General features: G+C 58.8%; 15 protein-coding genes. 9 read left to right on the forward strand and 6 right to left on the reverse strand.

The window, feature by feature from the left end:
- From CDA56_RS19655 to tauD, 3 genes are all read left to right on the forward strand, one after another.
- A partial coding sequence (locus CDA56_RS19655) for an ATP-binding cassette domain-containing protein (RefSeq protein ID WP_139536101.1) occupies positions 1-481 on the forward strand: 481 nt, incomplete at its 5' end.
- On the forward strand, positions 478-1,305 hold the full coding sequence (gene tauC / locus CDA56_RS19660; protein ID WP_032694130.1) for a taurine ABC transporter permease TauC: 828 nt from the start codon (positions 478-480) through the stop codon (positions 1,303-1,305). The genes CDA56_RS19655 and tauC, both read left to right, overlap by 4 nt.
- The gene (gene tauD / locus CDA56_RS19665) at positions 1,302-2,153 is read left to right on the forward strand and encodes a taurine dioxygenase (protein ID WP_032694131.1); all 852 of its coding nucleotides are present in this window, start codon (positions 1,302-1,304) and stop codon (positions 2,151-2,153) included. Before tauC ends, tauD begins: the two co-directional genes overlap by 4 nt.
- 163 nt (positions 2,154-2,316) lie before the next feature.
- On the opposite strand, the gene olsF is transcribed toward tauD, so the two are convergent.
- The 4 genes from olsF to ampH form a co-directional block, all read right to left on the reverse strand.
- Positions 2,317-4,035, reverse strand: coding sequence for a bifunctional ornithine lipid synthase OlsF (gene olsF / locus CDA56_RS19670; protein WP_103814787.1), 1,719 nt, complete (start codon positions 4,033-4,035; stop codon positions 2,317-2,319).
- A gap of 239 nt (positions 4,036-4,274) precedes the next feature.
- Entirely contained in the window at positions 4,275-4,766 is a 492-nt protein-coding gene (locus tag CDA56_RS19675; protein ID WP_032748194.1) for an REP-associated tyrosine transposase, read from the reverse strand.
- A gap of 212 nt (positions 4,767-4,978) precedes the next feature.
- Positions 4,979-5,953 (reverse strand): porphobilinogen synthase, encoded by a 975-nt coding sequence (gene hemB / locus CDA56_RS19680; protein ID WP_004848143.1) that lies wholly within the window; start codon positions 5,951-5,953, stop codon positions 4,979-4,981.
- A gap of 106 nt (positions 5,954-6,059) precedes the next feature.
- A complete protein-coding gene (ampH, locus tag CDA56_RS19685; RefSeq protein ID WP_104011393.1) occupies positions 6,060-7,220 on the reverse strand; it encodes a D-alanyl-D-alanine-carboxypeptidase/endopeptidase AmpH in 1,161 nt (386 codons plus the stop codon).
- A 220-nt stretch (positions 7,221-7,440) separates the two neighbouring features.
- Here ampH and CDA56_RS19690 point away from each other — a divergent pair, with 220 nt between their 5' ends.
- The 3 genes from CDA56_RS19690 to CDA56_RS19700 all read left to right on the forward strand — a co-directional run bounded on the left by CDA56_RS19690 (position 7,441) and on the right by CDA56_RS19700 (position 10,416).
- Positions 7,441-7,953 (forward strand): cysteine hydrolase family protein, encoded by a 513-nt coding sequence (locus CDA56_RS19690; protein WP_160741885.1) that lies wholly within the window; start codon positions 7,441-7,443, stop codon positions 7,951-7,953.
- Between the two features lie 117 nt (positions 7,954-8,070).
- Positions 8,071-9,291: a peptide antibiotic transporter SbmA gene (gene sbmA, locus CDA56_RS19695; protein ID WP_025107199.1), complete on the forward strand. Its 1,221-nt coding sequence runs from the start codon at positions 8,071-8,073 to the stop codon at positions 9,289-9,291.
- An 18-nt stretch (positions 9,292-9,309) separates the two neighbouring features.
- Positions 9,310-10,416 (forward strand): DUF1615 domain-containing protein, encoded by a 1,107-nt coding sequence (locus CDA56_RS19700; protein ID WP_049083009.1) that lies wholly within the window; start codon positions 9,310-9,312, stop codon positions 10,414-10,416.
- Here CDA56_RS19700 and CDA56_RS19705 read toward each other — a convergent pair.
- Positions 10,413-10,715 (reverse strand): DUF2755 family protein, encoded by a 303-nt coding sequence (locus tag CDA56_RS19705; protein ID WP_009653569.1) that lies wholly within the window; start codon positions 10,713-10,715, stop codon positions 10,413-10,415. The two genes, CDA56_RS19700 and CDA56_RS19705, sit on opposite strands and share 4 nt — an antisense overlap.
- A gap of 255 nt (positions 10,716-10,970) precedes the next feature.
- Here CDA56_RS19705 and CDA56_RS19710 point away from each other — a divergent pair, with 255 nt between their 5' ends.
- On the forward strand, positions 10,971-11,174 hold the full coding sequence (locus CDA56_RS19710) for a DUF2754 family protein (protein ID WP_004132489.1): 204 nt from the start codon (positions 10,971-10,973) through the stop codon (positions 11,172-11,174).
- A gap of 115 nt (positions 11,175-11,289) precedes the next feature.
- Here the strand turns inward: CDA56_RS19710 and ddlA are convergent, their stop codons facing one another.
- Positions 11,290-12,387: a D-alanine--D-alanine ligase gene (gene ddlA / locus CDA56_RS19715; protein ID WP_103814805.1), complete on the reverse strand. Its 1,098-nt coding sequence runs from the start codon at positions 12,385-12,387 to the stop codon at positions 11,290-11,292.
- A gap of 101 nt (positions 12,388-12,488) precedes the next feature.
- Between ddlA and CDA56_RS19720 the strand changes: the two genes are divergently transcribed.
- Both CDA56_RS19720 and CDA56_RS19725 read left to right on the forward strand, forming a co-directional pair.
- Positions 12,489-13,172: an extensin-like domain-containing protein gene (locus CDA56_RS19720; protein ID WP_014228135.1), complete on the forward strand. Its 684-nt coding sequence runs from the start codon at positions 12,489-12,491 to the stop codon at positions 13,170-13,172.
- A 169-nt stretch (positions 13,173-13,341) separates the two neighbouring features.
- Entirely contained in the window at positions 13,342-14,541 is a 1,200-nt protein-coding gene (locus CDA56_RS19725; RefSeq protein ID WP_014228136.1) for a multidrug efflux MFS transporter, read from the forward strand.
- The last annotated feature ends 137 nt before the right edge of the window (positions 14,542-14,678 follow it).

A 14,678-nucleotide genomic window follows, 5' to 3' on the forward strand; every position in this document is an offset into this window, starting at 1 on the left:
GCTGGCCGGGGTCGACAAAACGCAGCGCCGGGCAACCGCCGCGCAGATGCTGAAAAAAGTGGGCCTCGAAGGAGCGGAAAAGCGCTTTGTCTGGCAGCTCTCCGGCGGCCAGCGCCAGCGGGTAGGCATTGCCCGCGCGCTGGCGGCCAACCCGCAGCTGCTGCTGCTCGACGAGCCGTTTGGCGCGCTGGATGCCTTTACCCGCGAGCAGATGCAAACCCTGTTGCTCAGCCTGTGGCATGAGACCGGTAAGAAGGTGCTGCTGATTACCCACGATATCGAAGAGGCGGTGTTTATGGCCACCGAACTGGTACTACTCTCGCCGGGGCCGGGCCGGGTGCTCGAACGGCTGCCGCTCGATTTTGGCCGCCGCTTCGTCGCCGGTGAATCCTGCCGCAGCATTAAATCGGACCCGCGGTTTATCGAACAGCGCGAATACGTCCTCAGCCGGGTATTTGAACAACGGGAGGCTTTCTCATGAGCGTGGTCATCAATGACAAACCGCGTCAGCGGGGGCTGAAGTGGCGCTGGCCGCTCTCGCGTCAGCTCAGCCTGAGCGTGGCGACCCTGGCGGTACTGCTGGCTATCTGGTGGGCCGTTGCCGCCCTGCAGCTGATTAGTCCGCTGTTTCTGCCGCCGCCGGGACAGGTATTGCAGAAACTTATCACTATTGCCGGTCCGCAGGGTTTTATGGACGCCACCCTCTGGCAGCACCTGGCGGCGAGCCTGACGCGTATCGTTATCGCGCTGCTGGCGGCGGTACTGCTCGGCGTGCCGGTGGGGATCGCCATGGGGCTGAGCCCCACGGTACGCGGGATCCTCGACCCGCTGATCGAGCTTTATCGCCCGGTGCCGCCGCTGGCCTATTTACCGCTGATGGTGATCTGGTTCGGCATCGGCGAGACCTCGAAGATCCTGCTGATCTACCTGGCGATATTCGCGCCGGTGGCGATGTCGGCGCTGGCGGGGGTTAAGAGCGCCCAGCAGGTGCGCATTCGCGCCGCGCAATCTTTAGGGGCCAGCCGGGCGCAGGTGCTGTGGCTGGTGATCCTGCCCGGCGCGCTGCCGGAGATCCTCACCGGCCTGCGCATTGGGCTCGGCGTGGGCTGGTCGACGCTGGTGGCCGCGGAGCTGATTGCCGCCACCCGCGGGTTAGGTTTTATGGTGCAGTCCGCCGGTGAGTTCCTCGCCACCGACGTGGTGCTGGCCGGGATCGCGGTGATTGCCATCATCGCCTTTTTACTGGAACTGGGGCTGCGCGCGCTGCAGCGTCGCCTGACGCCCTGGCATGGAGAAGTACAATGAGCGAACGTTTAAGCATTACCCCTCTGGGGCCGTATATTGGCGCGCAGGTATCCGGTGTCGACATCACCCGTCCGCTGAGCGACAACCAGTTTGAGCAGCTGTATCACGCGGTGCTGCGTCACCAGGTGGTGTTCCTGCGTGAGCAAAACATCACTCCCGAGCAGCAGCGGGATCTCGCCCTGCGCTTTGGCGACCTGCATATTCATCCGGTCTATCCGCACGCGCCCGGCGTGGATGAGATTATCGTGCTCGATACCCACGACGATAACCCGCCGGATAACGATAACTGGCACACCGATGTCACCTTTATAGAGACGCCGCCCGCCGGGGCGATCCTCGCGGCAAAAGAGCTGCCGTCAACCGGCGGCGACACCCTGTGGACCAGCGGCATTGCGGCCTATGAGGCGCTCTCCGCGCCTTTGCGCCAGCTGTTAAGCGGCCTGCGCGCGGAGCATGATTTTCGCAAATCGTTTCAGGAGTACAAATACCGCAAAAGCGAAGAGGAGCATCAGCGCTGGCTGGAGGCGGTCGCGAAAAATCCGCCGCTGCTGCATCCGGTGGTGCGCACCCATCCGGTGACCGGGAAGCAGGCGCTGTTTGTCAATGAGGGCTTTACCACCCGCATCGTCGACGTCACGGAGAAAGAGAGCGAGGCGCTGCTCGGCTTCCTGTTTGCTCACGTTACTAAACCGGACTTTCAGGTACGCTGGCGCTGGCAGCCGAACGACGTGGCGATTTGGGATAACCGCGTCACCCAGCACTACGCCAACGCCGATTACCTGCCGCAGCGGCGCATTATGCACCGGGCGACGATTCTCGGGGATAAACCCTATTACCGGGCGGGGTAATGCTTGTAGCCCGGTCGCGCGCCGTGGAGAACATCGGAAGCGGTATTGCGCGTGGCTTCCCGGAGGCGGCGCTTAACGCGCCTGTCCGGGCTACCGGTCCGTAGAAAGCGGTAAACCCGTAGCCCGGCTAAGGCGCAATGCGCCGCAAGCCGGGAAAAGGCTTTTATGCCGATTTTTGCGCGTCCAGATGTACCCCAATATAGCGCTGATAGCGGTTCGCCTTCAGGTAGGTCAAGTCCACCAGCACCAGACCATCCACGCAGTTGTTGAAATCCGGGTCGCTGCCGAAATCGATAAACTGTACGCCGCCCGGCTCGCAAACTTCCGAGTACTGCTTATACAGCGGCGGGATCGCGCAGCCGAGGTTGCCGAGCAGGGACTTCAGCCGCGCCAGATCGTCGTTGTAATCTTCTCCGCCAAACTGCGTCAGCACATCGGGCAGCGAGGCCGGATAAGGGCGGCGCGACTCCGCCAGCGGATGCGTCGCCGGGAACCACAGTCGATAGAACGCGACCAGCAGATCGCGCGCCGACGGCGGCAGCCCGCCGGAAATCGACACCGGGCCGAACAGATAGCGATAGTGCGGATAGCGCGCCAGATACGCGCCGATGCCGGACCACAGGTAGTCCAGTCCGCGGCGGCCCCAGTAGCGCGGCTGGATAAAGCTGCGCCCCAGCTCAATTCCGTGCTGCAGAATATCGTCCATGCGCGCGTCGTAATGGAACAGGCTGTAGCTATAGACGCCGTTCAGGCCGCGCTTTTCCAGCTGCATCGCGGTCGGCATAAAGCGGTAAGCGCCGACGATTTCCAGGTCTTCTTCATCCCACAGAATCAGATGCAGATAGTCGTCGTCGTAACCGTCAACGTCGCGACGTTTGCCGCTGCCTTCGCCCACCGCGCGGAAGGCGATTTCCCGCAGGCGGCCCAGTTCGCGCAGCACCGGCGCATCTTCCTGGCCGCGGCGCTGCCAGAGATAAATCACTTTGCCATCCGCCGTGCGCCCCAGCGTTTCCGCCCGTCCCAGTTCGCGCTTGAGCAGGGCGCGGTCTTCAGGTCGGGCAATAGCGCTTTCGCTTTTAAATACGCCGGGCTGCCCTTTTGCCAGCAGCTCCAGGTGGCGATAGCAGCGTTCGGTCAGCTCGCGAACAGAGCGCTGAGGATCGAACCAGCTTGACCAGGCAATCTGTTGGCCGAAATTAACCGGCAGGCTGCCGTTGCGGCGGCGAAACATTTGCTGCATCAGCAGCAGCAGCGGCAGGCTATCGGAAATCAGCGTGCTGGCGTAAAACAGCGCGCTGTTGCGCGCGCGGATCCACGCCGGCAGCAGCGGGGCGCGATATTTCGCCGCCAGCTTAATAAATCCGGAGTGCCATTTTTTATCGCGAATACCGCGCCGGGTGAGGCGTGAAACTTCACCCGCCGGGAAGAAAATCAGCACGCCGCCGTTTTGCAGCTGCTGGTCCATCTGCTGCAGCGCCGCTTTGGCGGTTCGGCCGTTGATATTATCGACCGGAATAAACAGCGAGCTCAGCGGTTCAAGGTGGGTCAGCATGCGGTTGGTGACCACTTTGACGTCGCGACGCACGCGGGACACCGCGTAGAGCAGGGCCAGGCCGTCAAGCGTACCGGTGGGGTGGTTGGCGATAATAACCAGCGGGCCATGTTCGGGGATTTGTTCGAGATCGTGCGCCGGGATAGCGCAGCGGATATTAAGATGTTCGAGCACCTGTTCGACCGTATCCAGTCCTTTCAGGTGATGATGACGCGCGGCAAACTGCTGAAACTCTTCCTCATGCAGGAGCTTTTTCAGCACCTTTTTCTGCCAGAGCGCTGGCTTTGCCTGAGGCCACAGGTCATCGATGACATTGTCGAGACTAAACATAGCGGCACCTCCTCCGTCCTGCCCAGACAGTAGAAGGCGCAGATGTCGCTCAGATTACAGTTGAGTGAAGATTTGGGATATTTCCCCGGGTTGCGGCTGGCGCCTTACCCGGGCTACCGGCCCACAGACGGTGGTGAACCCGTAGCCCCGGTAAGCGCAGCGCGACCGGGGGAAGCCTGGCAATGAACCCGGCAACCGGAGCAGATCGTAGCCCCGGTAAGCGTAGCGCGACCGGGGGTTTACTGGCGTTCGCCGCACAAAAAATCGTGAATTTCGCCACCCCAATTATCGGGATATAACCCGCGCCGAACATCCCGGTGAAAGGTTGAAAAAGGCCAATCACAAACCTGTCGTACCCAACCGTGTTTTACAGGATTAATGTAGGTGTAATCGATATGCCGGCGGTAGTCTTCTTCATCGCGGATTGCATGTTCCCAGAAACGCGGTTGCCAGACATTTTCTTGTTTTAATGCTTTGCTAAAGCAACCTTTTATGTCCCGCCATCTGGCGGAGAAATCGCTATCGTCTCCGGGTAATGTCCAGATGCAATGAAGATGTTCAGGAAGGATAACCCATGCATCAATGTAAAAGGGTTTTCGCCGTTTGATGGTGAGGATGGCGTGACGTAAAGTACCGATGTGCTCGGTCAGAAGTCTGCTTTTTCGGTTTCGCAAATTAACTGTAAAAAACCAGGTTCCACCCTTCAGATAATAACGACGGTAGGCCACCATGCAGCGCTCCTTTGCAAAAGATAACGTCTTAAGCGGCAGGGTAGAGTCGGGGTAACAGTCTGGCAAGAATCCAAAGATAATGGTGGAAAGAGTCTCGCAACTTTTTGCAGCAGAGGAATTCCCCGGGTTGCGGCTGGCGCCTTACCCGGGCTACCGGAGCAGGTTTGTAGCCCCGGTAAGCGTAGCGCGACCGGGGAACGGTAATAGCCGAATTAACGCAGGATTTTCTTTTCGGCGAGATCGAGGGCGAAGTAGCTGAAGATCAGATCCGCGCCGGCGCGCTTGATTGCGCCGAGGCTTTCCAGCACCACTTTCTCTTCATCGATAGCGCCGGCCTGGGCGGCGAACTTAATCATCGCGTATTCACCGCTCACCTGGTACGCGCCGAGCGGCAGGTTGGTGCGCTCGCGCAGATCGCGCAGGATATCGAGATAGGGACCGGCCGGTTTGACCATCAGGCAGTCGGCGCCCTGGGCTTCGTCCAGCAGCGATTCGCGAATCGCTTCGCGGCGGTTCATCGGGCTCATCTGATAGGTTTTACGATCGCCTTTCAGCGCGGTACCCGCGGCTTCGCGGAACGGACCATAGAACGATGAAGCGAACTTGGTGGAGTAGGACATAATCGCCGTATCGGTAAATCCGGCGGCGTCCAGCGCCTGGCGAATGGCCTGCACCTGGCCGTCCATCGCGGCGGACGGGGCGATAAAATCCGCGCCTGCGGCAGCGGCGACCACCGCCTGCTTACCGAGGTTGGTAAGGGTTAAATCGTTATCGACACCGTGGTCGCACAGCACACCGCAGTGGCCGTGGGAGGTGTATTCGCAGAAACAGGTGTCGGACATCACGATCATCTCCGGCACCGCCTCTTTACAGATGCGGGACATGCGCGCCACCAGGCCGTTTTCGTTCCAGGTATCGCTGCCAACGGCATCGGTATGATGGGAAATCCCGAAGGTCATCACCGAACGGATACCGGCGTTGGCAATGCGCTCGATTTCGCGCGCCAGGTGTCTTTCCGGAATACGCATCACGCCGGGCATCGCTTCGATGGCTTTGTAATCGTCGATTTCTTCTTCAACAAAGATCGGCAACACCAGGTCGTTCAAACTCAGTGTTGTCTCTTCAAACATGGCACGTAGCGAAGCGGACTTGCGCAGTCGGCGCGGGCGAGTGATTAAATCTGTCATGGTTTGCCTGATTTTGTGAAATGAAAAAAGCGAGTTTACCTCAATTGGCGGCGGGATGTTTCGCCAAAACGATCCTTATCTATCGTCGGCAAAACATCCCAACAGGTTACTGGCTGGCGGTCTCAATCCCGGGGCGGTCGCCGCTTAATTCGCTGACCAGCTCGTTGACGCCATCGCTCATGTTGTTGAAACGCGTCAATGAAGAGCGGGTGACCACCACGAAGGCGCCGACGTTAGCCTGCGGGTTCATCGCCATGTAGGTGATAAAACCGCCGCCGCCGCCGGTCTTCTGAATAATGCCCGGCTGGCCGTTTTTCGGCTTCATGTAGACCCAGCCGAGACCCAGCGCATCGGCTTTGCCCGGCACGTCCATCCCGATCACCCTCGTCAGCTGGCTGCGTTGATAAATGAGCGTCTGCATCCGGTCCGCCTGCTGCCCGCGGGTGAAGAAATCGGAAGAGAGGAACTGCTGCATCCAGCGCATCATATCGCCAGGCGTGGAGTAAACGCCGCCGCTGCCGATGGCCGCCAGCGTATTGTTGCACGGGCTGGCCCCTTTCTCCGGGATCATCAGGCGCCGGCACTGATCGGGCGAAGGCGTAAAGGTGGTGTCTTTCATCCCCAGCGGACGGGTAATCTGCTCTTCAAACAGCTGCGGCCAGGGCTTGCCCGCGGCGGTAGAGAGCGCCTCGGCCAGTAAATCGAACGCCAGATTGGAATAGGCGGCCTGGGAACCCGGCGCGGCTTTTAACGTGGCCGTGGAGAGCCAGTTCCAGCGCTGCTGGCGCGTCGGCCAGACGAACACCGGACGATGCGCCGCGCCGCCGGGCTGCTCGCGCGGCAGGGCGCTGGTATGGGTCGCCAGATTCACCAGCGTAATGGGCGCTCCCTGATATGTCGGCACGCGCGCGCCCGGCGGGGCGTATTTGCTCAGCGGATCGTTGAGCTTCACCACGCCCTGGTCGAGAAGTTTGACCAGCATTTCGCTGGTCATCAGCTTGCTCAGGGAGGCGATGCGAATCACCGAATCGAGCTGCGGGTGCTCATTATTGCCCGGGCGCGTCTCGCCGAAGCTGCGGAATACGCGCTGGTTACCATCGATAACCACCAGCGCCATGCCGATCGCGCCGCTGCCGTAGTAGATATGGTTAGCGTAACGGTCGACAACATCCGCAGCGAATTCCGGGTCGACGCTCGGCTGCGCGGCCTGGGCCGATGTCAACGACGCCGCGCACAGCGCAGCAAAAATGAGCAGACTACGTTTCAACGGGGGCATCCATCATGGTGAAGAAAAATATAGAGCGTATTTATACTACGAAGCGCCGCCGAGCAAAGCGCTAATAACGCCATTCTGTGCGGAAAAACGTAACCTGGCGTAAAAAATCCTTTTTTTGCTTTCGGATAGCGGCTTTCGCCTGCGGGCGCGTATGATATTCGTTTTGGCTAAACATGGGTGGCAAGAGACGATGGCGGCGAAACGGGTAGTGATGGTAGTGGATATGCAAAACGGCGTTTTCGCGACGCCGCGTATTGAACGCGAGCGCTGCGCGGCGCAAATTAACCGCCTGATAAACGCCGCGGATACCGTTATCTTCATTCAGCACTGCGAAGAGGGCGGTCTGGAAGAGGGGAGCGAAGGTTTTGCTTTGCTGCCTGAACTGCACCAGCCGGCAGGCGCGTTGTTCGTGACCAAGACCGCCTGCGACGCCTTCTACCGCACCCGCCTGGAAGAGGTGCTGCGCGAACATCACATCACGCAGTTTGTGATTTGCGGCTGCGCCACCGACTACTGCGTAGATACCACCATCAAAAACGGCGCCAGCCGGGGCTATGCGATTACCGTCGCTGAAGATGCCCATACCACAGCCAACCGCCCGGCGGCGCAGGCCGTCACGCTGATCGCCCACTACAACGAGGTGTGGCGTACGCTGACCGTTCCGGGCAATCCTTTACAGGTGAAATCGACAGAAACAATTCTGAACGGATGGTCGGCGAACTAAGCTGCTGATATCCGGTCTCATCATCCGCCCACTTTGCTTCGCTGCGACGGCTTTGCGGCGGGCGTCTTTGTGGTACACAGCACAGCAAAACGAAAAAGAAGTTAGCAGGAGAGCATGATGTTTAAATCCTTTTTCCCCAAACCGGGGCCGTTTTTTATTTCTGCCTTTATCTGGTCGCTGCTGGCGGTGATCTTTTGGCAGGCGGGCGGCGGCGACTGGCTGCTGCGGGTCACCGGCGCATCTCAGGATGTGGCGATTAGCGCGGCGCGCTTTTGGTCGCTCAACTACCTGGTGTTCTACGCGTTCTACGTATTCTGCGTGGGCGTTTTCGCCCTCTTTTGGTTTATTTACAGCCCCCACCGCTGGCAGTACTGGTCGATCCTCGGCACCTCGCTGATTATTTTCGTCACCTGGTTTCTGGTCGAGGTCGGGGTGGCGATAAACGCCTGGTACGCCCCGTTCTACGATCTTATTCAGGCCGCGCTGGCGACGCCGCATAAGGTCAGCATTAACCAGTTTTATCAGGAGATTGGCATCTTTCTCGGCATCGCGCTTATCGCGGTGGTCATCGGGGTGATGAACAACTTCTTCGTCAGCCACTACGTTTTCCGCTGGCGTACCGCCATGAACGAACACTATATGGCGCACTGGCAGCATCTGCGCCATATCGAAGGCGCCGCGCAGCGTGTGCAGGAAGATACCATGCGCTTTGCTTCCACCCTGGAGAGCATGGGCGTCAGCTTCCTTAATGCGGTGATGACCCTTATCGCCTTCCTGCCGGTGCTGGTGACGCTCTCCGCGCACGTCCCGGATTTACCGATTGTCGGCCACCTGCCTTACGGCCTGGTGATTGCCGCCATCATCTGGTCGTTAATGGGTACCGGCCTGCTGGCGGTGGTGGGGATCAAGCTGCCCGGCCTGGAGTTCAAAAACCAGCGCGTTGAGGCCGCCTATCGTAAAGAGCTGGTGTACGGCGAAGATGACGCCAACCGCGCGACGCCGCCGACGGTGCGTGAGCTCTTTGGCGCCGTGCGCCGCAACTATTTCCGCCTCTATTTCCACTACATGTATTTCAATATCGCCCGTATTCTGTATCTGCAGGTGGATAACGTTTTCGGTTTGTTCCTGCTGTTTCCGTCGATTGTTGCCGGTACGATTACGCTGGGCCTGATGACCCAGATCACCAACGTCTTTGGCCAGGTCCGCGGTTCATTCCAGTATCTGATTAGCTCATGGACTACACTGGTTGAGCTGATGTCTATCTACAAACGTCTGCGCAGCTTCGAGCGCGAGCTGGATGGCAAAGAGCTGCAGACCGTGACGCAAACATTAAGTTGATCAACGCAAGGATGAACCATGCCGGTAGCGCAATCCAGAATCACTTCTCTCACCCTGACGCTACTGGCAGGGATTGTCCTAAGCGCCTGCTCCAGCAAGCCGGAGCCGGAGCTGAAAAAGGGCGAAAAGGCGATTGATGTTGCCGCGGTGGTGCGGCAGAAAATGCCCGCCAGCGTGAAAGATCGCGAGGCATGGGCGCAGGCCATCGCCAAAACCTTTGCCAGCCAGAAGCTGGCGCCGACGGAAGAGAACGTCTGTTCGGTGCTGGCGGTGGCGCAGCAGGAGTCCAACTATCAGGCCGACCCGGCGGTGCCGGGGCTGAATAAAATCGCCTGGCAGGAGATTGACCGCCGGGCGGAGAAAATGCATATCCCGGTTTTTCTGGTGCATACCGCGCTGAAAATCAAATCGCCCAACGGCAAAAGCTATAGCGAACGCCTCGATAGCGTGAAAACCGAAAAGCAGCTGAGCGCGATTTTCGATGATTTTATCGGCATGGTGCCGATGGGGCAGAAGCTGTTCGGCTCGCTGAACCCGGTGCATACCGGCGGCCCGATGCAGGTCAGCATCGCCTTCGCCGAGCAGCATACCGACGGCTACCCGTGGAAAATCGACGGTACCGTGCGCCAGGAGGTGTTCAGCCTGCGCGGCGGTCTGTGGTTCGGCACCTATCATCTGTTGAACTATCCGGCGAACTACAGCGTACCGCTGTACCGTTTTGCCGATTTCAACGCCGGATGGTACGCCAGCCGCAACGCCGCGTTCCAGAACGCCGTCGCAAAAGCGACGGGCGTGAAGCTGGCGCTGGATGGCGATTTGATTCGCTACGATAGCGATGAGGCCGGAACCACCGAACTGGCGGTGCGCCGGTTATCCTCACAGCTGGCAATGAGCGATGATGATATCCATCGTCAGTTAAAGAAGGGCGATACCCTGGCGTTTGAAGAGAGCGATCTCTATAAGCAGGTGTTTCGCATTGCCGATAAGAAAGCCGGCAAAACGCTCCCGCGGGAGGTGCTGCCGGGCATTCAGCTTGAGAGCCCGAAAATCACCCGTAACCTGACGACCGCCTGGTTTGCCAAACGCGTTGACGACCGGCGGGCCAGCTGTATGGCGCGCCGTTAGCGGCGGCTGCGCCAGCGGAATATCAGCCCAGGAATACCAATGAGCACGCAGCCCGCCAGGAAGGGAATCAGGCCGAACAGGGTACCGACCACCAGGCTAATCTCGACCCGCGGGCGGCTGCTGTCCTGCATTTGAATCAGATGCTCAAAAACGCCGGGCGCGTGGATCAGCATACTCAGCATTTGCGCACCGGCCCAGAAGCAAAACAGCACAAACAGAGCGTAAGCGATGTTGCTGCCGGTGAGAGAGCCCCTCTTTTTGCCGCCGTTGACGGTCTTTGCAAAGGTGAACTCTGCCATCTTGACCTCCGTACTTCACTTTCTTGCCGTTTTTTCCACGGCGACGTAGAGGGTAATTCTGGCAACGAAGGGGGGATTTCAGTATCAGATTGCTGGTAATTTCCGCCCAGGAATATTCCTGATTTCATCGGGTTGTGAGTTTGCTACAAATTTGTGAAATTTAGACCGATATCGCAATGTGCGACAATTCTCAACGCCGCTACAGACCCGCGGTGGCGGCTATGCGAAGATGCTTTTTTTGTTGTCGGAGTGGTTATGAAACTCACGGAAAAAATCCGCCGCGATTGGCACTACTACGCGGTAGCGCTGGGGTTAATTTTTATTATGAATGGCGTGGTCGGGCTGCTCGGGTATGAAACCGAAGGCTGGCGTTCTTACGCGGTTGGGCTGGTGACGTGGGTCATTAGCTTCTGGATTGCCGGGTTTATTATTCGCCGCCGCCCGGCAGAGGAAGCGTGAACCGGAGGTGGTGAACCCGTAGCCCGGCTAAGCGCAGCGCGAGCCGGGAAGATTCCGGGCTGATACATCAACCCCGGCGCACTCCCCGGGTCGCGGCGTAAACGCTTACTCGGGCTTAATTCATCGATGTTTTCAGCGCCCGATCGGCGGCGTGACGCTCAAGCGCCAGCTCAATCAGGCGGCTAATCAGGCTGGTATAGTCCAGACCGCTGGCCTGCCAGAGCTTCGGATACATGCTGATATTGGTGAAGCCAGGCAGCGTATTGATTTCGTTAATCACCACGTCGTTATCGGCGGTCAGGAACACATCGACGCGCGCCATGCCGCTGCAGCCGAGGGTCTGGTAGGCGCGAACGGCGATCTCGCGAATTTTATCGTTTACATCGCTGTCGATGGCCGCCGGAACCACCACCTTCGCGCCCTGATCGTCAATGTACTTGGTGTCATAGGCGTAGAATTCGCTGTTGAGGACGATTTCACCGCAGGTGCTGGCCTGGGGATTATCGTTGCCCAATACCGCGCACTCGATCTCACGCCCTTTAATCCCTTGTTCAACCACCACTTTATGGTCAAATTCGAAGGCCAGGGCCACGGCCTGCTGATACTGCTCTTCGCTGTTGACCTTGCTGACACCCACCGAGGAGCCCTGGTTCGCCGGTTTGACGAACAGCGGCAGGCCCAGCTTCGCCTGCACTTCGGCAAAGCTCACCTGATGACGGTTGGCGCGGGTCAGGGTAATAAAAGGCGCAATTGACAGCCCGGCATCGCGCAGCAGACGCTTGGTCACGTCTTTGTCCATGCAGGCGGCGGAGCCGAGGACGTCGGAGCCGACGAAGGGCAGGTTAGCCATCCGCATCATACCCTGCAGAGAACCATCTTCCCCAAGGGTGCCGTGAACAATCGGGAAAATGACGTCGATGGCCGCCAGCGGCTGGCCGCTATCGGCGTTAATCAGCTGCTGGGCTTCGCGTCCGGGAATTTGCGCCAGGGTAATATCGGATGGGCGCAGGGCAATATGGGCGGGGTCCTGCGGATTGAGCAGATAGTTGCTGGCGTCGTTGATATGCCACTGCCCCTGCTTATCAATCCCCAGCAAAACGACGTCGAAGCGCGTTTTGTCGATGGCTTCCACGATATTTTTCGCTGACTGTAGCGATACTTCATGTTCTGCCGACTTACCGCCGAAAACGATCCCAACCCTCATCTTAGCCATTTCAACTTCCATCATGATTACATCAAAGGGCATAACATAGCATGTGAAACGGCCGCCTGGCTGCCATAATATTCACCGGGTAAAGCATTGGGAGGCAGCGCGTGAAAGGAAAAGGGCTTATCGTTCTGTTGGCGCTGCTGGCGGCCGGATATTACGGCTATCGTTATCTTCCCGCGCACTATAACCCGCTGGCGCCGCTGCGTCTGGAGGATCCGCCGGGGTTCATCACCCACTATAAGCTGCGGCGATTGACGCCCGGACAGTGCGCCAACCTGCTGAAGGAAGCGAATCAGCGAAATCTCATCACCAGCCGGGCGGTGGCCGATAGCGGGGGAGAGTGCCCCCTGCAAAACGTGGTTCGGGTACGCGATTTTGGCGCGGTAAAGCTTAGCAGCAGCTTCCTCGCCAGCTGCCCGCTGGCGTTAAGCAGCGCGCTGTATCTGCAACAGCAGGCGAAACCGCTGACTCGGCGGATGCTGGGGCAAGAGCTCCGCCAGGTCGACCATTTTGGCAGCTATGCCTGCCGTAATATTTACCATCGTCAGAACGCGCGGCGCAGCGAGCACGCTACCGCGGAGGCGCTGGATATCAGCGGCTTTCGTTTGGCCGATGGCCGACGCATCAGCGTGCTGAAAGGGTGGCCCGATGCGCAGTATCACCCCTGGCTACAGGCGTTACTGGCCGGCGGTTGCAGCTATTACGGCAACGCTTTAGGGCCGGACTATAACGCGGCCCATGCGAACCATTTTCACCTCGGTATGCGCGGCCAGGGGTTCTGTTTCTGAGCATAACTCGCTGTATACCACGCTTTTCACCATGAAATTATTCGCAACAGGGCAATCTGGTGTCATAAAACACTAAACTCGCCGTCAGCGCATCTCTGGTAGTACGTCGGACAGGGGAAATTGCTAAGCTAGTTAATAATTGCCAAAAAATTAATGAATACGCGTAGTTATGGAATCCTGGAAGGTTAATCTTATCTCCGTCTGGTTTGGCTGTTTTTTTACCGGCCTGGCCATCAGCCAAATTCTTCCCTTTTTGCCGCTGTACGTTTCCCAACTGGGCGTGACCTCGCATGAAGCGTTATCCATGTGGTCGGGCCTGACGTTTAGCGTCACTTTTCTGGTGTCGGCGATTGTCTCGCCGATGTGGGGGAGCCTCGCCGACCGCAAAGGGCGCAAGCTGATGCTGCTGCGCGCCTCGCTGGGGATGGCCATCGCCATTTTACTTCAGGCGTTCGCCACCAACGTCTGGCAGCTGTTTATCCTGCGCGCGGTGATGGGACTGACTTCCGGCTATATTCCCAACGCCATGGCGCTGGTGGCGTCTCAGGTTCCGCGCGAGCGTAGCGGCTGGGCGCTGAGCACGCTGTCGACGGCGCAGATCAGCGGCGTGATTGGCGGGCCGCTGCTCGGCGGTTTCCTGGCCGACCACGTCGGTTTGCGCGCCGTATTTATCATCACCGCGATTTTGCTGACCGTAAGCTTCCTGGTGACGCTGTTTCTGATTAAAGAGGGCGCCCGGCCGCAGGTCACGAGGGCGGAGCGGCTGAGCGGCAAGGCGGTATTTGCCTCGCTGCCCTATCCGGGACTGGTGATCAGCCTGTTTTTCACCACTCTGGTGATCCAACTTTGCAACGGCTCAATCGGCCCGATTCTGGCGCTGTTTATCAAGTCGATGGCGCCGGATAGCAATAACATCGCCTTTCTCGCCGGCATGATCGCCGCCGTGCCGGGCGTGTCGGCGCTGATTTCGGCTCCCCGTCTGGGGAAACTGGGCGACAGGATCGGCACCTCGCGGATCCTGCTGGCGACGCTGTGCTGCGCGGTGGTGATGTTCTTTGCCATGTCGTTCGTTACCACCCCATTCCAGCTTGGCGTCCTGCGTTTCCTGCTCGGTTTTGCCGATGGGGCGATGCTGCCGGCGGTGCAAACGCTTCTGCTCAAATACTGCAGCGACAGCGTCACCGGGCGTATTTTCGGCTATAACCAGTCGTTTATGTATCTTGGCAACGTGGCCGGGCCGCTGATCGGCGCGTCGGTCTCGGCCATGGCCGGCTTCCGCTGGGTGTTTATCGCCACGGCGGTTATTGTCCTGATCAATATCTGGCAGCTGGCCATTATGCTGCGCCGCAGCCGCCGTCCTGCGGCTTAATTCCGCTCTTTCTCCTCGGCCGCGATGGATGCGACAGCGTCAGTAGCGGCCTCGGTGTTCCTTAAGCTTTAAATGTATCACCGATCACAAAACGATCATTTTCCCCTCTCATCCTCTTCTATTCCTGACTGTTACGC

The sequence above is a fragment of the Klebsiella michiganensis genome (assembly GCF_002925905.1).
Taxonomy (GTDB): domain Bacteria; phylum Pseudomonadota; class Gammaproteobacteria; order Enterobacterales; family Enterobacteriaceae; genus Klebsiella; species Klebsiella michiganensis.

Bases quoted from the DNA above. Each gene is read 5' to 3' on its own strand.
- tauC (WP_032694130.1), top strand. From the start codon at position 478: ATGAGCGTGGTCATCAATGACAAACCGCGTCAGCGGGGGCTGAAGTGG.
- tauD (WP_032694131.1), top strand. From the start codon at position 1,302: ATGAGCGAACGTTTAAGCATTACCCCTCTGGGGCCGTATATTGGCGCG.
- olsF (WP_103814787.1), bottom strand. From the start codon at position 4,035: ATGTTTAGTCTCGACAATGTCATCGATGACCTGTGGCCTCAGGCAAAG.
- CDA56_RS19675 (WP_032748194.1), bottom strand. From the start codon at position 4,766: ATGGTGGCCTACCGTCGTTATTATCTGAAGGGTGGAACCTGGTTTTTT.
- hemB (WP_004848143.1), bottom strand. From the start codon at position 5,953: ATGACAGATTTAATCACTCGCCCGCGCCGACTGCGCAAGTCCGCTTCG.
- CDA56_RS19690 (WP_160741885.1), top strand. From the start codon at position 7,441: ATGGTAGTGGATATGCAAAACGGCGTTTTCGCGACGCCGCGTATTGAA.
- sbmA (WP_025107199.1), top strand. From the start codon at position 8,071: ATGTTTAAATCCTTTTTCCCCAAACCGGGGCCGTTTTTTATTTCTGCC.
- CDA56_RS19700 (WP_049083009.1), top strand. From the start codon at position 9,310: ATGCCGGTAGCGCAATCCAGAATCACTTCTCTCACCCTGACGCTACTG.
- CDA56_RS19705 (WP_009653569.1), bottom strand. From the start codon at position 10,715: ATGGCAGAGTTCACCTTTGCAAAGACCGTCAACGGCGGCAAAAAGAGG.
- CDA56_RS19710 (WP_004132489.1), top strand. From the start codon at position 10,971: ATGAAACTCACGGAAAAAATCCGCCGCGATTGGCACTACTACGCGGTA.
- ddlA (WP_103814805.1), bottom strand. From the start codon at position 12,387: ATGGCTAAGATGAGGGTTGGGATCGTTTTCGGCGGTAAGTCGGCAGAA.
- CDA56_RS19725 (WP_014228136.1), top strand. From the start codon at position 13,342: ATGGAATCCTGGAAGGTTAATCTTATCTCCGTCTGGTTTGGCTGTTTT.